Source organism: Pseudomonas sp. NPDC089758 (assembly GCF_044748705.1).
Lineage (GTDB): Bacteria > Pseudomonadota > Gammaproteobacteria > Pseudomonadales > Pseudomonadaceae > Aquipseudomonas > Aquipseudomonas putida_X.
Map to the genome: position 1 here is coordinate 334,291 of NZ_JBIVGN010000003.1, position 17,445 is coordinate 351,735.

The 17,445-nt window shown below is 63.1% G+C and carries 18 protein-coding genes; 6 read left to right on the plus strand and 12 right to left on the minus strand.

From position 1 onward, the window contains the following. Positions 1 to 60: 60 nt before the first annotated feature. Positions 61 to 516: a ribosomal protein S18-alanine N-acetyltransferase gene (gene rimI / locus ACIPZH_RS06170; protein ID WP_012316291.1), complete on the minus strand. Its 456-nt coding sequence runs from the start codon at positions 514 to 516 to the stop codon at positions 61 to 63. Further along, positions 513 to 1,301 (minus strand): energy transducer TonB, encoded by a 789-nt coding sequence (locus tag ACIPZH_RS06175; RefSeq protein WP_400635622.1) that lies wholly within the window; start codon positions 1,299 to 1,301, stop codon positions 513 to 515. The genes rimI and ACIPZH_RS06175 overlap by 4 nt, the downstream gene beginning before the upstream one ends. Positions 1,302 to 1,522: 221 nt before the next feature. Here ACIPZH_RS06175 and mksB point away from each other — a divergent pair, with 221 nt between their 5' ends. From mksB to mksF, 3 genes are read left to right on the plus strand one after another with little or no spacing between them, the layout of a single operon-like run. Continuing rightward, positions 1,523 to 2,800: an Mks condensin complex protein MksB gene (gene mksB, locus ACIPZH_RS06180; protein WP_241806295.1), complete on the plus strand. Its 1,278-nt coding sequence runs from the start codon at positions 1,523 to 1,525 to the stop codon at positions 2,798 to 2,800. After that, on the plus strand, positions 2,790 to 3,497 hold the full coding sequence (gene mksE / locus ACIPZH_RS06185; protein WP_241806294.1) for an Mks condensin complex protein MksE: 708 nt from the start codon (positions 2,790 to 2,792) through the stop codon (positions 3,495 to 3,497). The genes mksB and mksE overlap by 11 nt, the downstream gene beginning before the upstream one ends. Next, the gene (gene mksF, locus ACIPZH_RS06190; protein ID WP_400635560.1) at positions 3,494 to 6,325 is read left to right on the plus strand and encodes an Mks condensin complex protein MksF; all 2,832 of its coding nucleotides are present in this window, start codon (positions 3,494 to 3,496) and stop codon (positions 6,323 to 6,325) included. Before mksE ends, mksF begins: the two co-directional genes overlap by 4 nt. A gap of 211 nt (positions 6,326 to 6,536) precedes the next feature. Here the strand turns inward: mksF and ACIPZH_RS06195 are convergent, their stop codons facing one another. The 5 genes from ACIPZH_RS06195 to rplU all read right to left on the minus strand — a co-directional run bounded on the left by ACIPZH_RS06195 (position 6,537) and on the right by rplU (position 10,228). Beyond that, positions 6,537 to 6,998: a CreA family protein gene (locus ACIPZH_RS06195; protein WP_267818821.1), complete on the minus strand. Its 462-nt coding sequence runs from the start codon at positions 6,996 to 6,998 to the stop codon at positions 6,537 to 6,539. Next, positions 6,995 to 8,113, minus strand: a complete 1,119-nt coding sequence (gene proB / locus ACIPZH_RS06200; RefSeq protein WP_241806291.1) for a glutamate 5-kinase — start codon at positions 8,111 to 8,113, stop codon at positions 6,995 to 6,997. The genes ACIPZH_RS06195 and proB overlap by 4 nt, the downstream gene beginning before the upstream one ends. Before the next feature lie 87 nt (positions 8,114 to 8,200). Beyond that, complete coding sequence (cgtA, locus tag ACIPZH_RS06205; protein ID WP_241806290.1) at positions 8,201 to 9,427, minus strand: Obg family GTPase CgtA; 1,227 nt, start codon at positions 9,425 to 9,427, stop codon at positions 8,201 to 8,203. A gap of 190 nt (positions 9,428 to 9,617) precedes the next feature. Beyond that, positions 9,618 to 9,875, minus strand: a complete 258-nt coding sequence (gene rpmA, locus ACIPZH_RS06210; protein ID WP_008092023.1) for a 50S ribosomal protein L27 — start codon at positions 9,873 to 9,875, stop codon at positions 9,618 to 9,620. A gap of 38 nt (positions 9,876 to 9,913) precedes the next feature. Next, the gene (gene rplU / locus ACIPZH_RS06215) at positions 9,914 to 10,228 is read right to left on the minus strand and encodes a 50S ribosomal protein L21 (RefSeq protein ID WP_008092021.1); all 315 of its coding nucleotides are present in this window, start codon (positions 10,226 to 10,228) and stop codon (positions 9,914 to 9,916) included. Between the two features lie 245 nt (positions 10,229 to 10,473). Between rplU and ACIPZH_RS06220 the strand changes: the two genes are divergently transcribed. The 3 genes from ACIPZH_RS06220 (at position 10,474) to ACIPZH_RS06230 (ending at position 12,273) form a co-directional block, all read left to right on the plus strand. Continuing rightward, the gene (locus ACIPZH_RS06220; protein WP_241806289.1) at positions 10,474 to 11,442 is read left to right on the plus strand and encodes a polyprenyl synthetase family protein; all 969 of its coding nucleotides are present in this window, start codon (positions 10,474 to 10,476) and stop codon (positions 11,440 to 11,442) included. Between the two features lie 160 nt (positions 11,443 to 11,602). Beyond that, on the plus strand, positions 11,603 to 11,944 hold the full coding sequence (locus ACIPZH_RS06225) for a zinc ribbon domain-containing protein YjdM (protein ID WP_267818828.1): 342 nt from the start codon (positions 11,603 to 11,605) through the stop codon (positions 11,942 to 11,944). 83 nt (positions 11,945 to 12,027) lie between these two features. After that, complete coding sequence (locus ACIPZH_RS06230) at positions 12,028 to 12,273, plus strand: hypothetical protein (RefSeq protein ID WP_012316301.1); 246 nt, start codon at positions 12,028 to 12,030, stop codon at positions 12,271 to 12,273. Between the two features lie 124 nt (positions 12,274 to 12,397). Here ACIPZH_RS06230 and ACIPZH_RS06235 read toward each other — a convergent pair whose 3' ends face one another. The 5 genes from ACIPZH_RS06235 to ACIPZH_RS06255 all read right to left on the minus strand — a co-directional run bounded on the left by ACIPZH_RS06235 (position 12,398) and on the right by ACIPZH_RS06255 (position 17,220). Beyond that, positions 12,398 to 13,015, minus strand: coding sequence for an FKBP-type peptidyl-prolyl cis-trans isomerase (locus ACIPZH_RS06235; protein WP_241806287.1), 618 nt, complete (start codon positions 13,013 to 13,015; stop codon positions 12,398 to 12,400). Positions 13,016 to 13,100: 85 nt separating this feature from the next. Then, a complete protein-coding gene (locus tag ACIPZH_RS06240) occupies positions 13,101 to 13,406 on the minus strand; it encodes a DUF6482 family protein (protein WP_400625888.1) in 306 nt (101 codons plus the stop codon). Between the two features lie 144 nt (positions 13,407 to 13,550). Then, positions 13,551 to 14,039: a TIGR00645 family protein gene (locus ACIPZH_RS06245; RefSeq protein WP_008092009.1), complete on the minus strand. Its 489-nt coding sequence runs from the start codon at positions 14,037 to 14,039 to the stop codon at positions 13,551 to 13,553. A gap of 240 nt (positions 14,040 to 14,279) precedes the next feature. Continuing rightward, a complete protein-coding gene (locus ACIPZH_RS06250; protein ID WP_012316305.1) occupies positions 14,280 to 14,618 on the minus strand; it encodes a hypothetical protein in 339 nt (112 codons plus the stop codon). Positions 14,619 to 14,781: 163 nt separating this feature from the next. Beyond that, positions 14,782 to 17,220: a Lon protease family protein gene (locus ACIPZH_RS06255; protein ID WP_400635562.1), complete on the minus strand. Its 2,439-nt coding sequence runs from the start codon at positions 17,218 to 17,220 to the stop codon at positions 14,782 to 14,784. Positions 17,221 to 17,445: the final 225 nt, after the last annotated feature.

The window sequence follows — 17,445 nt, forward strand, 5'->3', positions numbered from 1 at the left end:
GTGCTGGCCTCTGCGGGCGCGGGCTTGCCCCGCGAAGAGGCCAGCAAACGCAACGCATTGTCAGTCTTCGAGCAAGGTACACGCCATCACCAGCGCATCCTCACGCCCGCCAGCCACCGGGTAGTAATCCCGCCGCCGGCCAATCTCGTTGAAGCCGTAGCGCTCATACAGGCGATAGGCCGACTGGTTGCTGGCCCGAACCTCCAGGAAGCACTCCCGCCCATTGAGCTGATACGCGCGCGCCATCAGGTGCTCGAGCAAGCGCAGCCCCAGGCCACGCCCCTGGTTCTCTGGCTTGACGGTAATGTTCAGCAGGTGCGCTTCGTCGATGATCACGTTGATCACACCATGGCCGACCTGCTGCTGGCCATCGAACATCAGCCACACTTCGTAGGACTTGAGCGCATCCTGGAAAATCCCGCGGGTCCAGGGATGGCTGAACGCGGCATATTCGATCTTAAGCACGGCATCCAGATCCGCCTCGGTCATGGGGCGGAAACTGATCGATTCACTCATTCAACGCTCTTCCAGCGCGCCATCAGCTGGCGCATCGCTTTCCAGACGTCCGCCTTGCGCTGCGGCTCGTCCATCAACAGTTCAAGGCCCGGCAAGGCCCAGGCGTCGCCCAGGCCGTCGAGCTTGAGTACTTGGTAATAGGCCTGGGCGTCGGTATTGGCGGCAAAGCGCAAGGCCGGCATGCCGATCAGCCAAAGGCAGGTGCAAGGGGCTTGTTCAAGGCGCGCCTGGATGAAGCCCTGGACGAAATCACGCGCTGCCTCCGGCCCCTGGTCCATGTTGCCACGCACCAGCAGCGGCCAGCGTACCGGCTCGCCGATGATCTGCGGGGCATCTGGCAGGCCTGCGGCGCGTAGCATGTCCTTGAGCAGCAGGTAGGACGGGTCGCGGCTCTGGAACGGCTGGCCGGTGGCCAATTCCACCAGCAGCAGGCAGTTGCCGGCGCGCAGCAGTTGCAGCGAAAAACGCGGTGGCGGCACGGGGGCCGGGCGTGGTGCGGGGGCTTGCTCCTCGGCCTCGACCGCTTTGGCAGCGGGCTTTGGGGTAGTGCCCGGGCGCGGAATCTCGATTTTCGGCCGCTCCCCGGAGCGCGCCTGTGGTGCGACCGGCGCTTCGTTGGCAGAGGCTGGCGAAGGCCTGACCTCGAACGCGGCCTGCTCGACCGGAACCTGCGGCAACAGCAACTCGGGCCGCGACGGCGCAGCGAACGGCAGTTCGGCGCGCGGCAGCCAATGCACCACTTGCATGGCGGAAAGGTAGGCGCGGCGGCGGGGCTCGGTCAGCAAGGCACGGGTATCCGGGGGGCTGGAACAAGCGGGCATTCTAACGCTGTTGGCTGCCGAGCGCCGCAACTGGTCGGCAGAAAATTGCCGCCTGAACTGGCCAGGGGGCCAGTGAACCCCCCAGGCAACTCAGGGTTATCCCTGATTACAGACCAAGGGGTGAAATCCTCACCCCCGGATGCAGTACAATCGCCCCCTTTTTACTTGGCAACGAGTAGACGCCAATGATCGAACCCAAGCGCGTCCTGCGCGCCCTAGCCGAACACTGGGCCCTGATCGAGCCGCTGTGCGAGCGCTTCGACCAAGGCACCCTGAGCCTGGTCGAACTGCGCCAGCAGCTGGGCCGCCAGCAAGTGGAAAGCACGCCGCAGGACATCACCCAGCTGCTCGACGTGTGGATCCGCCTGGATATCCTGGTCCCGGTGGCCAAGAGCCCGAACCGTTTCGAGCTCAACGCCCAGATCCACGACTTCCTCGCCTACCTGCGCCGTGAGCACCGTCTGGGCCTGTGCCTGGAGATCGAGGCCTACCTGCGCCACCTGGAGCGCCTTGCCGGGCATATCCAGGATGCTTTCGACAACCGCGACAGCGATGACCTGGCGCGCCAGCTGCGCCTGCTCGACATGCGCGTGCGCGACGTGCTGAAGAAGCTCGACAACGATGAACAGGCGCTGGTCGCCGTGGCCGAACGGGCCAAGACCAGCAACCGCCAGATCCCGCTGCGCCAGCGTTATGCCGAAGTACTGGCGACCTGGGACGAATACGTCGAGCCGATGATCCAGCTGGTCAACGCCGACGGCGCCTTCGAACAGGGCGTGCGCAAGGTCGAGACCGTGCTGCTGAAACTGCTCGGCGAACAGGCGCGCCTGGGCCACCTGGTCGACGACGACATGCTGCTGCGCACCCATGCGCGCATCCTCGAGATGCAGACCAGCGCCCAGTTGACCCTGCGCCACGCCCGTGAACTGCTGCTGCCGCTGCGCGAAGAAGCGCGCCGGCACAATGCCGTGACCCGCGGCGCCGCCCTGGCCCTGTCGGTCATCCGGCGCAAAGGTATCGACGCGGTGCCGCAGGCGGCCATGCCATTGTTCACCCGGCCGCAGAGCACCTTCCTGGGCAGCGCCAGCCAGGTCGAGGCGTACGTTTATGCCCTCGCCCGCTTCGAGCCGAAACCGGCCAGGTTCCCCAAGGCGCACAAGACCCAGACTGGCCCGCTGCCGCGCGCGCCACGCACGGTCAAGGAAATGCTCGAGCGCTGCGAAGATGCCCTGCCGCTGCCTGACCTGATGGTCTGGCTGCTGGACCAGGAGCCCGACGGCGCCACCGACGAACTGTTGTACTGGTTCTCGCGCCTGTCACGTGAGAAGCGCTTCAAGCGCGAACGCCTGGAACGGCGCGAGTACACCACCCACGAACACCTGGTCAGCCTGCGCTCGTACGCCCTGACATCCAGCCGCGAAGCGCAACCTGAAACCAACGCGAGCCCAGCCAATGCATCTTGATCTTTCCGAACTGTCCCAGCTCGCGCCGATCTTCCGCGAGCTGTTCAAAGGGTTCCACATCAGCCGCCGCGACCCGGAGCTGTACGCCCAGCTGTCGAACTTCCAGGACCAGTACCGCACCCTGTTCAAGGCCTTGGGCTTCGAGCTGGTGTGCGATACCCGCGGTTTCTATTACTTCGTCCCCGAGCAGGCCGCCGCGCAGGTCAACAAGACCGCCCAGCGCCTGTCGCTGTTCACCTTCATTCTGGTCGAACACCTGGCCGACCAGGGCCGCGACCCGATGGCGGTACTCGACGGCGGCAGCATCGGGCGTGATGAGCTGCCCTCGCTGCTGGACAAATACCGTGACCTGTTCCTGCAGGCTGAAGTGCAAACCGTCGACGAGCTGGAAGAAAAGATCATGCGCCGCATGACCCAGCTCGGCTTCGCCCACGAGGAAAACGGGATCTACCGCTTCCTGCCGCCGATGCACCGGTTCCTCGATGTGTGCCTGTCGGTGCAGCAGGACCGCGACCTGGCCGCCAGCCTGCACAGCGATCTGCCGCTGCCAACGCCGGTGCTGGTCGAGGAAGAAAGCCCCGAAGCGCTGGCCCACACCGACGACCCGCTCGACCTCACCCCGTTCGAGGGCGAAGAAAGCGAAGAAGAGGCCCTGGCCCGGGCCATCCGCGAAGAGCAACAGGAGATTGACGCATGAGCCAGGAACGCTATGGCATCCGCCGCTTCGCACTGCTCAACACCGCCGGCTACAGCCTGGGCCTGTTCCCGCTGGAGCACCCGCTGTCGGTCTACGGCGCCAACAACCTGGGCAAATCCGCTTCGATCAACGCCCTGCAGTTCCCGATCCTGGCGCGCATGTCCGACATGAGCTTCGGCAAGTACAGCCTGGAGCAGTCGCGCCGCTTCTACTTCGCCAGCGACACCTCGTACATTCTCTGCGAACTCAACCTGCCCCACGGGCCCCACGTGGTTGGCGTGGTCGGGCGCGGGCCGGGCGGCGGTTTCGGCCACCAGTTCTTCGCCTACAAGGGTGAACTGGACCTGGACCACTACCAGAAGAACGACACCTGCCTGCGCCAGAAAGAGCTGTTCACCAACCTCGAACGCCTGGGCCTCAAAGCCTACGAGCTCAAGCCGGACGAGCTGCGCCGGTTGCTGGTCGGCGGCCACACGTCGGTGCCGCTGGACCTGACCATGATCCCGCTGCGCTCGACCAGCGAACAGAGCCTGAAAACCTTCCGGGCACTGTTCATCAACTTGCTGCACATGCGCGAAATCACCGCCGCCAAGCTCAAACAGCTGTTCCTCGACGCATTCGAGCACAGCCTGCGCTCGGGCAGCGTCGACTACATCGCCGCCTGTGAAGAAGCCTTCCGCGACGTACGCCGCATGGAGCAGGACTACAACGCGCTGGTTGCCGCCGGCCCGCTGGTCGAAGCCCTGGCCGGCGGCGTGGCCCAGCGCGACATCCTGCGCGGCAAGCTGCACCGCCTCTCGCCACTGCTCGACAACCTGCTGGGCACCTGGCAGGAATACGCCATGGCGCGCAAGGAAGAGCTGGTGATCCAGGCCGAGCACTACCGCGGCGAGCAGGATCGCCTGCAGAACGACCAGCGTGGCGGCACCCAGGAGCTGATGCGCCTGGAACGTGAAATCACCGGTATCCAGCGCTGGCTCGGTGAGCTGTCGGTGCTCAAGCACCGCTTTGCCCTGGTCGATGACGTCAAAGTGCTGGAGCAGCAACTGCTGGCCGCCAAGGACGCCCACGACGAACTGGCCGGCGCCTTGGCCCAGTCGCGGCAGTTCTCTGCCGAAGACCTCGACGAGCGTGTACGCGACCTGGAAAAACGCCTCAAGCAGGTCAGGCAGCAGCTCGACCACGCCGACAACAACAGCTACGCCCGCCTGCGCGAAGAGTTTTCGCAGGCAGACGTCGACCGCCTGATGCGCCTGTTCAACGGCGCACTGTTCAGCCTGCCGCTGGGCGAGCGCGGTATCGAACTGGACGACAGCGACCTGTGGGTGAAATCGCTGGAAGCGGTGCTCGATGGCTTCAAGGGCGAGCGCTTCGAGGCCCCGGGCATTTCCATCGATCTTTCGCACATCGACCCTCCCGCCCTGCAAGCCCTGGCCGACCGCGCGGCCCTGCGCGACCAGAAGGACCGCCTGGAGCGCGAGCTCAAGCAGCTCAAGACCCAGCAATCGGTGGCCGCCGACCGCAGCGCCTCCAAAGCCCAGACCGAAGCCCTGTACCAGGAGGTGCTGGACGCACAGAAGGCCCTGGAAGACTACCGTCGCAGCGAAACCCTGGCGGCTGAAGAGCCGGAGAAGCTGGAACAACTGGCGCAATTGGAAGCGGCCCAGGACGAACTCAAACGCTCCAGCGATGCCTTCACCGAGCGCGTCCAGCAACTGTCGGCCAAGCTGCAACTGGTCGGGCGGCAGATCGCCGACCTGGAAGCCAAGCAGCGCACCCTGGAAGACGCTTTGCGCCGCCGCCAGCTGCTGCCTGCCGACCTGCCGTTCGGCACGCCGTTCATGGAAGCGGTAGACGACTCCATGGACAACCTGCTGCCGCTGCTCAACGATTACCAGGACAGCTGGCAGGCCCTGCAGCGTGTCGACAACCAGATCGAGGCGCTGTACGCCCAGGTGCGTCTGAAGGGCGTGGCCAAGTTCGACAGTGAAGATGACATGGAGCGGCGCCTCCAGCTGCTGGTCAATGCGTATGCCCACCGCACCGACGAGGCTCTGACCCTGGCCAAGGCGCGCCGTGCCGCAGTCACCGACATCGCCCGCACCCTGCGCAACATCCGCAGCGACTACGACAGCCTCGAGCACCAGCTGGCGCTGTTCAACCGCGAGATCAACAAGCGCCAGGTTTCCAACCTGCAGAGCTTCCGCGTGGTACTGGCGCCGAACAAGGAAGCGCTCAAGCATATCGACCAGATCATCCACAGCGCCGGCCAGTACGAGGAAGGCGAGACCCTGTCGGTGTTCGACCTGACTCAGAATTCGGAGCAGGATCACAAGAACGAAGAAGCCAAGGAGTACCTGGCACGGCTGGTGGCGGCCAACCACAACCAGCTGGGCCTCAAAGACCTGTTCGAACTGGCGTTCGAGATCACCAAGATCAACAGCCAGCCGGTGATTCACGCCGACATCGACGGCGCCGCCTCCAACGGCACCACGATGACCATCAAGGCGCTGACCAACATGTACCTGTTGCTGCACTTGATGGATCGCGACCTGGCCGGGCGTATTCGCCTGCCTTACTACCTGGACGAAGCGGCGGACATCGACGAGCGCAACCAGGCCGCGCTCCTGGAGACCAGCCTGCAGCTGGGCTTCGTACCGATTCTGGCGAGCGTGAAGCCACAGGTATCGGCGCATGTGGCGATCGACCTGGAAGGCGGTAGCGGGCCTAATGGCATCTATATCGACGAAGCGGACTGGAAGTACATCAGCCGTCGTGATGTGGAAAAGGCGATCGTGCGCGAGGATCAGGCCGAGGAGCTGGCCTGATTACTGTGTGACGGGGCCGCTTTGCGGCCCATCGCCGGCAAGCCGGCTCCCACAGGTATCGCGCCAACTGTTAGAAGTTGAGCAAGACAGTTGCTCCAACAGGGGTGTGGACTGCCACCAGGAAGCTGGATACCAGCTCAATGCCCGGGCCACTCCACCCTGTGGGAGCCGGCTTGCCGGCGATTGGAGGCCGAAGGCCTCCGCTGTTGCCTCAATGGGCCCAAGGCAGAATCGGAATCGCCGTCACCGCATTCTGCGGGCTGCCTTCGATCATGCGGTCGCTGTACACCAGGTACACCAGTGTATTGCGCTTCTTGTCCAGGAAGCGCACCACCTGCATGGTCTTGAACACCAGCGAGGTGCGTTCCTTGAACACCTCCTCGCCATCTTTCAACTCACCCTTGAAGTTGATCGGCCCCACCTGGCGGCAGGCAATCGACGCCTCGGCACGGTCCTCGGCCAAGCCCAGGCCACCCTTCACTCCACCCGTCTTGGCGCGCGACAGGTAGCAGGTCACACCTTCGACCTTGGGGTCATCGAAGGCCTCGACCACGATGCGATCGTTGGGCCCGACGAACTTGAACACCGTAGATACCTGGCCGATTTCCTCGGCCCCTGCCAGCACCGGCAGCGCCAGGGCCGCCACGGCAATCACGCGTTTGAGCATGTTCATACCAGCACCAGGTTGTCACGGTGGACCAGCTCCGGCTCGGCGCTGTAGCCAAGCAGGGACTCGATGGCATCGGACGATTGGCCGATGATTTTCTGTGCTTCCAGCGCGCTGTAGTTGGCAAGGCCACGGGCCACTTCCAGGCCGTCGGGGCCCACGCACACCACCATTTCGCCACGGCGGAAGCTGCCTTGGACGGTCTTCACACCTACCGGCAGCAAACTCTTGTTGGCCTGGCGCAGCGCCTGCACGGCACCGGCGTCCAGCACCAGAGTGCCGCGGGTTTGCAAGTGGCCAGCCAGCCACTGCTTGCGCGCAGCCAGCATGCCGCGCTCAGGCGACAGCAGGGTACCGAGGCGCTCGCCAGCCTTGAGCCGGTCAAGTACCCGTTCGATACGGCCACCGATGATGATGGTGTGGGCACCAGAACGGGCTGCCAGGCGTGCGGCGCGCAGCTTGGTCTGCATGCCGCCCCGGCCCAGGGCACCGCCGGTACCGCCGGCTACGGCGTCGAGCGCTGGGTCATCGGCACGGGCTTCGTAGATCAGCTGCGCCTCTGGATTGTTACGCGGGTCGGCGTCGAACATGCCGTCACGGTCAGTGAGGATCACCAGCAGGTCGGCTTCGACCAGGTTCGCCACCAACGCGGCCAAGGTATCGTTGTCGCCGAAGCGGATTTCGTCGGTAACCACGGTGTCGTTTTCGTTGATCACCGGCACCACGCCCAAGTCGACCAAGGTGCGCAAGGTGCTGCGGGCGTTGAGGTAACGCTTGCGGTCGGACAGGTCGTCGTGAGTCAGAAGGATCTGCGCGGTGTGCTTGCCGTGCTCGCCAAAGCTCGACTCCCACGCCTGCACCAGGCGCATCTGGCCGATCGAAGCGGCAGCCTGCAGCTCGTTCATCGCGCTCGGTCGTGCGGTCCAGCCCAGCTGGCTCATGCCGGCAGCCACGGCCCCAGAGGACACCAGCACCAACTCAACACCCGCCTCACGCAGGGCAACCATCTGCTCGACCCATACGGCCATGGCACCGCGGTCGAGGCCCTTGCCATCGGCCGTGAGCAATGCACTACCGATCTTCACGACCCAGCGCTTGGCGCCAGTCACCTTGCTTCGCATCTTCTCTTCCAACCTATGTCGAATCTGTAGATACCGTGGATACAAAAACGCCGCTCCAGAGAGCGGCGTTTAGTGTACTGCAACCGGTCAGTCGCGCACGTAAATGATTTCCGGGCCGTCTTCGTCGTCCTCGAAATCATCGTCCCACGCGTCATCGTCGCCGATGTCGTGCACGCTCTTGACGCCGGTACGACGCAAGGTACGGGCGTCGTCCAGGGCCTGCAGCTGGGCGCGGGCTTCGTCTTCGATGCGCTGGTCCAGGTCGGCCAGTTCCTCGGCGTAGGCCGGGTCGTTGGCCAGGCGATCGGCGCGGTCTTCGATGTAGCGCATCAGGTCGTGAGAGAGCTGCTCGGTGCCCTGCTTGGCGATGGCCGAGATCACGTAGACCGGGCCTTCCCACTGCAGACGCTCGACCACTTCCTTGACGCGCTCGTCGCGCTCGTCGTCCATCAGCATGTCGGCCTTGTTCAGCACCAACCAACGCTCACGGTCGGTGAGCGACGGGCTGAAGCGGGTCAGCTCGTTGATGATCACTTCGGCGGCGTCGGCCGGGCTGCTGCCGTCCAGCGGCGCCAGGTCGACCAGGTGCAGCAGCACGCGGGTACGCGCCAGGTGCTTGAGGAAGCGGATACCCAGGCCGGCACCGTCGGATGCGCCTTCGATCAGGCCGGGGATGTCGGCGATGACGAAGCTCTTCCAGCGGTCGACGCTGACCACGCCCAGGTTCGGTACCAGGGTGGTGAACGGGTAGTCGGCGACCTTCGGCTTGGCGGCCGACACCGAACGGATGAAGGTGCTCTTGCCGGCATTCGGCAGGCCCAGCAGGCCCACATCGGCCAGGACTTTCAGCTCCATCTTCAGGTCGCGCTGGTCGCCCGGCTTGCCTGGGGTGGTCTGGCGCGGCGCACGGTTGGTGCTGGATTTGAAACGGGTGTTGCCCAGGCCGTGCCAGCCGCCTTGGGCGACCATCAGCTTCTGGCCAGGGGTGACCAGGTCACCGATCACTTCCTGCGTGGAGGCGTCGATCACGGTGGTACCGACCGGCACACGCAGGAACAGGTCCTCGCCCTTCTTGCCGGTGCAATCGGTGCTGCCACCATTGGCGCCGCGCTGGGCTTCGTGGTGACGGGTATAGCGGTAGTCAACCAGGGTGTTGAGGTTTTCGTCGGCCACCATGTACACCGAGCCGCCATCGCCACCGTCACCCCCGTTGGGGCCACCGTTCTCGATGAACTTCTCGCGACGGAAGCTCATGCAACCGTTACCACCATCACCGGCCTTGACCCGGATGGATACTTCGTCAACAAACTTCATTCAAAAACCGCCTCTCGCCTTCCGACGAGCTGAATACTTAAAAAACCTGAGGCTCTTGCAAAAATGAGCGCGGCGGCCCCGTACGACCGAAGAAACCCACGCCGGCAGCCCATACAAACAGCTTTGCAAGAGGCTCACCACAAACGAAAAAGCCCCGTCGCATGACGGGGCTTCTGGAGCGACGTCGCGATTAAGCGGCGACGATGCTCACGTAACGGCGGTTGAACTCGCCTTTCTTCTCGAACTTGATCACGCCTTCGATCTTGGCGAACAGGGTGTGATCCTTGCCCATGCCAACGCCGTAGCCGGCGTGGAACTGGGTGCCGCGCTGACGGACGATGATGTTGCCGGCCTTGACGACCTGGCTGCCATACATCTTCACGCCAAGGCGTTTCGATTCTGAGTCGCGACCGTTACGAGTACTACCACCAGCCTTCTTGTGAGCCATGGTTCAATTCTCCAAATAAATTCAGGGGATCTGAGCGATTAAGCCTGGATACCGGTGATTTTGATCTCGGTGAACCACTGGCGGTGGCCCATACGCTTCATGTGGTGCTTACGGCGACGGAACTTGATGATGCGTACTTTATCGTGACGGCCTTGCGAAACGACTTCGGCAACAACTTTAGCGCCAGCGACGACTGGAGCGCCGATGGTGACTTCTTCACCGTTGGCAACCAGCAGAACGCGATCGAAAGTCACGGATTCGCCAGTGGCGATTTCCAGCTTTTCGATTTTGAGGAATTCACCTTCAGCGACTTTGTACTGCTTGCCGCCGGTAACGATTACTGCGTAAGACATGGGTATTTCTCCGATAATCCTGCTCACCCAGCGCTTTATATGATGAGTATTGGCTGGCATGGCTGCACAGGGCTGGAACGGCCCGGCGCAATTGCGTAAGGCAGGTGCTGCCCAGGAAGTTAGGGTGCGCGATTGTACGCAACCGTGGTTTTGCTTGCAAGTACCGGCCCCGCTCACCGGGCGGCGCGCCTTGACACACCGGGACCCGCGACCTAGCATGCCGCGCAACCTCACTGGAGCAGCCGATGCAACCCCAAACCTTCTACCGCGCGGTAGCTGACGATTTCAGCGCCGTCGACGAGATCATCAAGAAGCAGCTGACCTCGCGCGTGCCGCTGGTATCGAAGATCGGCGATTATATCACGTCGGCCGGTGGCAAGCGCTTGCGCCCGCTGCTGGTGCTGCTGTGCGGCAAGGCTCTGGGCCGCGAGGGCGACGACCTGCGCCTGCTCGCCGCAACCATCGAATTCCTGCACACAGCCACCCTGCTGCACGACGATGTAGTCGACATGTCCGGCATGCGCCGCGGCCGTTCCACCGCCAATGCCCTGTGGGGCAACGCACCGAGCGTGCTGGTGGGCGACTTCCTTTATTCGCGCTCGTTCGAAATGATGGTCGAGCTGGGCTCCATGCAGGTCATGCAGATCCTCTCCAAGTCCACCCGGGTGATCGCCGAAGGCGAAGTGCTGCAGCTGTCGCGCGTGCGCGATGCCAGCACCACCGAAGAAGTGTACATGGAGGTCATCCGGGGCAAGACCGCGATGCTGTTCGAGGCCTCGACCCACAGCGCCGCCGCGCTGGCCGGTGCCACCGACGAGCAGCGCGAGGCCCTGCGTACCTTCGGCGACCACCTGGGCGTGGCTTTCCAGCTGGTCGACGACCTGCTCGACTACAAAGGCGATTCGCAGACCCTGGGCAAGAACGTGGGCGACGACCTGGCCGAGGGCAAGCCAACCCTGCCGCTGATCTACACCATGCGCGAAGGCACGCCTGAGCAGGCTGCACTGGTGCGCAAGGCGATCCAGAAGGGTGGCCTGGAAGACCTGGAGCAGATCCGCGTGGCGGTCGAGGCTTCGGGCGCGCTGGACTACACCGCGCAGCTGGCTCGTGATTACGTGAAGCGGGCCATTGAGTGCCTGGAAGTGCTGCCGGCCAGCCAATACCGGGATGCACTGGTGGAGCTGAGTGAGTTTGCCGTAGCGCGCACGCACTAAGGTCGCGCCACCCTCTTCGCGGGCAAGCCCGCTCCGCAGGATCCACAGGGTTCTGCAGGAGCAGGCTTGCCCGCGAAGCATTTGTGCGGACAAAAACATTTCCCTGTTAAAACCTTATACAATATGGGCCTTTAACCGTCTGTCTGTTTAAGGAACCGAAGTGAGCACTTTGCCGCCCTGCCCTAAATGCAATTCCGAGTACACCTACGAGGATGGCACCCAGCTGATCTGCCCTGAATGCGCCCACGAGTGGTCGGCCACCGGCGAAGCCGATGCCGGCAGCGATGACGTGGTGAAAAAGGATGCAGTGGGCAATGTGCTGCAGGACGGCGACACCGTCACCGTGATCAAGGACCTCAAGGTCAAGGGTTCTTCCCTGGTGGTCAAGGTCGGTACCAAGGTCAAGAATATCCGCCTGTGCGACGGCGACCACGACATCGACTGCAAGATCGACGGCATTGGCGCCATGAAGCTGAAGTCGGAATTCGTGCGCAAGGTCTGATTACCTGAAAAACAGCCAATAGTCTCTTGCTATTTTGATAATAAGAATTATTCTCATTGGACCGTTACCCAAGGAGAATAGCCATGACTTATCTGATCGACGCTTGGCTGGACCGCCCCCACCCTTACCTGCGCATCCTGCATCGCGAAACCGGTGAAGTGTGCGCCGTGCTCGAAGAAGAGGCGCTCGACGAACTGCGTGACCAGGGTGACCTGGACATGAGCGGGTTGAATTCGAGTGAACCGGTGGTGCTCAAGGAGCTGGTGCGCAATTTGTTCCTGTTCTGTTATGCGCGGGCGTTGCGCCCGGTGGGAACAGACTGGAATTGAAGCCGGGAGCACCGGCCTCATCCCCGGCAAGCCGGCGCCAGGCGCAGTGCAAACCTCAGGCTCTGCGCGGCCCTGGTGGGAGCCGGCTTGCCGGCGAAAGGGCCGCGAAGCGGCCCCAGAGGCATTACAGAACGTCGAGCAGCTCGACGTCGAATACCAGCACGCTGTGCGGCGGGATGCTGCCGACGCCTTGGGCGCCGTAGGCCAGCTCGCTCGGCACATACAGGCGCCATTTGCTGCCTGCATTCATCAGTTGCAGGGCCTCGGTCCAGCCAGCGATCACGCCACCGACCGGGAATTCAGCCGGCTGGCCACGCTCGTAAGAGCTGTCGAACACAGTGCCGTCGATCAGCGTGCCGTGGTAGTGCGTACGCACGTTGCTTTCGCGGGTCGGCTTGGCGCCTTCGCCTGCGGTCAGCACTTCGAACTGAAGGCCCGAGGCAAGGGTGGTGATGCCTTCGCGCTTGGCGTTCTCGGCCAGGAATTCCTTACCGGAGGCAGCAGCAGCTTCCGCCTTGGCAGCAGCTTCTGCCTGCATCACTTCACGGATAACCTTGAAGCTGGCCGACAGGTCGGCTTCGCTGACGCGGCTGTCGGCACCGTTGAAGGCGTCGGTCAGGCCGGCCACGATGGCTTCCAGGTTGACGCCTGGTGGCGGATTGTCGCGCAGCTGGCCGCCCAGCTGACGGCCGATGCCGTAGCTGACGCGGGTTTCGTCGGTGGACAGGTTGAGTTCGGACATTGTCGTGCTCCACTGCAGGGCGCAGTGCAGCCGCGCCCTTGATGAAAAGGGCGAGCAGCCTAGCACACTGGGACGCTGCGAGCAGCTACCAGGCCGAACGCTGGGAAATGGGTACCTTGAGGTCTTCTTCGGGGTGCGAACCCATGCCGCACATTTCGTCCTGCACGGACCAGTGCACCAGGTTCATCGAGACCATCGGGATGGTTTGCAGCAACGTGCGGGCGTCTTCCACCGAGTGCACGCGCAGGCGTTCACCGCGGGTATCAGCCAAGGGGTGGGCATGGCCCTTGATACGGGCCTCGATCAGGTAATCACCACCTTCGATGGCAATCAGGTTCAATTCATCGACATGGCCGGCCCTGGCCTCGGTATTGAGCTGATGCAGGTTCATGGGAGCACCTCGCTGCTGCAACCCGGCATGAGTGCTCATTTTTTGTACAGGACCTGGGAATACACAAGGCATTACTGACGCCGCTCGTCAGTTGGGCCGCGCCGGCCCCAGCCCCGGCTAGCCGGCGCCGGGGCCTGCAAAGGTTCAGTGCTTGGTGAGTTTATCCAGGTAACCCATGCAGAAGGCGGACACCACGAAGGTCATGTGGATGATCACGTACCACATCAGGTAGTCGGTAGAGATGTTCTGCGCGTCCATGAACACCCGCAGCAGGTGGATGGAGGAAATGGCCACGATCGAGGCAGCGACCTTCATCTTCAGCGACGAAGAGTCCATCTTGCCCAGCCAGTTGAGCTTCTCCTTGCTGTCGTCGATGTCCAGTTGCGAGACGAAGTTCTCGTAGCCAGAGATCATCACCATGACCAGCAGGCCGCCCACCAGCGACATGTCGATCAGCGACAGGATCACCAGGATCAGGTCGGCTTCGCTCAAGGCGAATACGTTGGGCAGGACGTGAATGACTTCCTGGAAAAACTTCAGCGCCAAGGCCAACAGGCCAAGGGAAAGGCCGAAGTAGATAGGTGCGAGCAGCCAGCGCGAGGCATACATCGCGTTTTCGAGAATACGTTCCATGGAGGGTTGGGACTCGTCAGGTGACTGAAAAAGCGACGCCGAGTATAGCCAGCCGCCTGTTACAGCAAAAGCCCGGGGTCAAGCGGGCTGGGTGTAGGGCAAACGCAGCGGTGCATGGCACCGGCTTCACCGGTGATCGCCGGCAAGCCGGCTCCTACAACAGGGGCGTCAGTTGCTGGATAAGGCCGGCGCCATAGCTGTAGGCGCCGGCAAGCCGGCGATTGCCCCAGGAACAAGCGCTCAGGTTTCAGGGTGGAACTGATAGTCCCCCAGGTTGCGACAACGTTCACCGTTGATCCGGCGCAATTGCGCCTGCAAATGCAGGCACCAGATCTGAGGATCTTCGGCCACCTGGTACCCATGCAAGGTAAGGCTGTCGACAATGGCGTTGAGCACGGACTCGGCGACCAACGGCCCATGGAACGGTCCTTGGGCCTTGATGGCTGAGGGTTGCTCACCGGCCATGCCGGCAGCGAACAGCAAGGTCCACATGCCGTTATCACCGGCCAACGGGCGAATGCTGCATTCGATACGCGTCACCAGGCCCAGGCACTGGCGAGTAAGGCAGAGGTTGCGCATGGCCGCGTCCCCCTCCAATAAGCCGTGTTCAGCTCGAAACGTTCGGGCTGTTTCCATCCTGAACCCTGACGCCGTCCTAAGTTCCAGCATAGAAGAGCAACGCAAAAAGATGGAAAACCGGCGCTGAACGGTAGCACATGGCCGCCAGCGCCGATTTATTGACTCAGGCTGGCTTGGCCTGGGCAATCACCTCTTCCAGGCGTTCCTTTTCCGCCTTCTCGATATCCTCCTCACTGACCATCTCGGCGATCTCGCGCAAGCGCTCGACCACCCGAGCGTTGACGCTGCCTTCGGTGAACTGCCCCTGCTCGTCCAGCTCCCCGGCGTCCTCACCCACCAGCAGGCTCAGCGCCTCGTCAGCCTGGCTGACCGCATAGACGTGGAACACGCCATTCTCGACCGCCTGCAGCACACGCTCATCGAGCATCAGCGTGGCAACGTTGGCACGCGGGATGATCACCCCCTGCTCGCCCGTCAGGCCACGGGCCTCACACAGGCGGAAGAAGCCTTCGATCTTCTCGTTGACCCCACCCACTGCCTGCACTTCACCGAACTGGTTGATCGAGCCGGTGATCGCGAAGCACTGCTTGAGCGGGGTGCGCGACAATGCAGAGATCAGCGTGCACGCCTCGCCCAACGAGGCGCTGTCACCGTCCACATAACCGTAGGACTGCTCCAGGGCAATGCTCGCGGAAATCGCCAAGGGGAATTCCTGGGCGTAGCGGCTGCCCAGGTAACCGGTGAGGATCATGACCCCCTTGGAGTGGATCGGCTGGCCCAGGTTGACCTCGCGCTCGATGTCGACGATGCCGCTGCCGCCCGGGTAGACAGTGGCGGAAATGCGCGCCGGCATGCCGAAGGCCGAATCACCCACCTCCAGCACGGTCAGGCCGTTGCACTTGCCGATAGCGGCGCCTTCGGTGTCGATCAGGATGATGCCTGCCAGCATGTCGTCGAGCACCCGCTGCGAAACGCGCCCGGTGCGGGTGGCCTTGGCCTTGAGCGCACGCTCGATGTGCCCGGCATCGGTCATGTCGTCACTGGCCAGTTGGCGGATGAAGTCGGCCTCGCTGACCAACTGGAACAGGTCACCGATACGCGCCGACAGGCGCGACTGGTTTTCCGCCAGGCGCGCGCTGTAGGTGGCCAGGCGAGCCACCGCATCGCTGGTCAGCGGCGCCATGCCCTCCTCGTTGGTACGGGTGCGCAACAGCTGGGCGAACTGCTCGAGGTTTTCGTCGACCATCGGCATGTCTTCGTCGAAGTCCACCAGTACCCGGAACATCTCCTGGAAGTCCGGGTCATGGTCCTGCAAGGCGTAGTACAGCTGACGCGAACCGATGATCACCAGCTTGACGTTGAGCGGGATCATCTGCGGCTGCAGGCTGACGCTGGCGACGCGGCCCAGTTCACCGATCGGCGACTCCATCTTCAACTTGCGCGACTGCAGGGCGCGCTTGAGCGCATCCCAAACGAACGGCTCGCCGAGCATCTTCTCCGCTTCGAGAATCAGGAACCCACCGTTGGCGCGGTGCAGCGCGCCCGGGCGCAGCTGACGGTAGGAGGTGTACAGCGCCCCCTGGTCGGTGCTGTATTCGATCCGCCCGAACAGGTTGTCATAGGTCGGGTGCGGCTCGAACACCACCGGCGCACCACCGACGGCGTGATGGCCGACCACCAGGCTTGGGGCGTACTGCTCTTCGAGCAGCTTGCGCGCGACCGCGTCGGTCTTGCTGTCATCGACCAGTTGCTCGACCACGGTACGCAGCAGGTTCAGCTGCACCGATTGCAGGTAGGCGCACACCGCGGCGTTCTCGGCGTACTTTTCCGACAGCGGCGCCAGCAAAGGCTGCAAAGCCAAGGTAATGGTTTCTTCGTTGAGCTGGCGCAGGTGGTTGTTCGACTCGCGCTTCCACTGTGGCAGGCTGGCCAGCTCTTCGTTGAGGCGCTCCTCGAGGAAGGCGATGTCCTCGTGGAACTGCTCGCGGACTTCTTCCGGCAGCTGGGCGAACTCGGCTTCGTCCAGTGCCTTGCCGTCGGCCATCGGGGTGAAGGCGACATTGCTGGCGTCACGGTACAGGGCCACGTCCTTTTCCAGCGAGGCGCGCTCGATGACATCCAGGGCGCGGTCGTAGCGCTGGTTGAAGGCACGGTCGATGGCGCCCTTCTTCTGCTGATACGACGGGTGTTCGAATACCGCCGGGAACGTCGCCAGCAGGTTGTCGATCAGGCCGCCCATGTCGCTGATGAACGCGGCGGCGCTGCCCGACGGCAGCTCCAGTGCCCGCGGCTCGCGGGTGTCATCGAAGTGGTTGACGTAGACCCAATCGGCAGGGGTCTGTTGGCGCTTGCCCTCGGCCTTGAGGTAGCGCTTGACGAACGAGAAGCGCCCGGTACCGGGCTCGCCCATCACGTATACGTTGTAACCGGGGCGTGGCATGGCCACCCCAAACTGCAGGGCCTCGACAGCACGTTCCTGGCCCAGGACTCCGCGAAACGGTTCCAGATCGTCGGTATTGGCAAAGGCAAACTGCTCAGGAGAAAAACGCCTGGTCAAAGCTTCAGGCGCGAGACGCAGGCGCGCAGCGACAGGATCGGGCATTGGGTTTCCTTACTTCGGCGGGGCAGATACGCAGCATTCTGGCGCCGCCCGCGCGCGCCTTGCAAGGCTCAGCGGGACTTTATGTCGCAGTATCGATAAGCGACCCAAGCAAATTTTTCGCAATCAACGACGCAACCTTTAGATCGTGCCTAAACTCCAAGCTGCGCGGGTGGGTGAAAAGCTTTCCCGACCTGGCAACCGAGTTGCCAGCAACCCTGACCCTTG

Coding starts and splice junctions, on each gene's coding strand:
- rimI (WP_012316291.1), bottom strand. CDS start 516: ATGAGTGAATCGATCAGTTTCCGCCCCATGACCGAGGCGGATCTGGAT.
- mksB (WP_241806295.1), top strand. CDS start 1,523: ATGATCGAACCCAAGCGCGTCCTGCGCGCCCTAGCCGAACACTGGGCC.
- mksE (WP_241806294.1), top strand. CDS start 2,790: ATGCATCTTGATCTTTCCGAACTGTCCCAGCTCGCGCCGATCTTCCGC.
- mksF (WP_400635560.1), top strand. CDS start 3,494: ATGAGCCAGGAACGCTATGGCATCCGCCGCTTCGCACTGCTCAACACC.
- ACIPZH_RS06195 (WP_267818821.1), bottom strand. CDS start 6,998: ATGAACATGCTCAAACGCGTGATTGCCGTGGCGGCCCTGGCGCTGCCG.
- proB (WP_241806291.1), bottom strand. CDS start 8,113: ATGCGAAGCAAGGTGACTGGCGCCAAGCGCTGGGTCGTGAAGATCGGT.
- cgtA (WP_241806290.1), bottom strand. CDS start 9,427: ATGAAGTTTGTTGACGAAGTATCCATCCGGGTCAAGGCCGGTGATGGT.
- rpmA (WP_008092023.1), bottom strand. CDS start 9,875: ATGGCTCACAAGAAGGCTGGTGGTAGTACTCGTAACGGTCGCGACTCA.
- rplU (WP_008092021.1), bottom strand. CDS start 10,228: ATGTCTTACGCAGTAATCGTTACCGGCGGCAAGCAGTACAAAGTCGCT.
- ACIPZH_RS06220 (WP_241806289.1), top strand. CDS start 10,474: ATGCAACCCCAAACCTTCTACCGCGCGGTAGCTGACGATTTCAGCGCC.
- ACIPZH_RS06230 (WP_012316301.1), top strand. CDS start 12,028: ATGACTTATCTGATCGACGCTTGGCTGGACCGCCCCCACCCTTACCTG.
- ACIPZH_RS06235 (WP_241806287.1), bottom strand. CDS start 13,015: ATGTCCGAACTCAACCTGTCCACCGACGAAACCCGCGTCAGCTACGGC.
- ACIPZH_RS06240 (WP_400625888.1), bottom strand. CDS start 13,406: ATGAACCTGCATCAGCTCAATACCGAGGCCAGGGCCGGCCATGTCGAT.
- ACIPZH_RS06245 (WP_008092009.1), bottom strand. CDS start 14,039: ATGGAACGTATTCTCGAAAACGCGATGTATGCCTCGCGCTGGCTGCTC.
- ACIPZH_RS06250 (WP_012316305.1), bottom strand. CDS start 14,618: ATGCGCAACCTCTGCCTTACTCGCCAGTGCCTGGGCCTGGTGACGCGT.
- ACIPZH_RS06255 (WP_400635562.1), bottom strand. CDS start 17,220: ATGCCCGATCCTGTCGCTGCGCGCCTGCGTCTCGCGCCTGAAGCTTTG.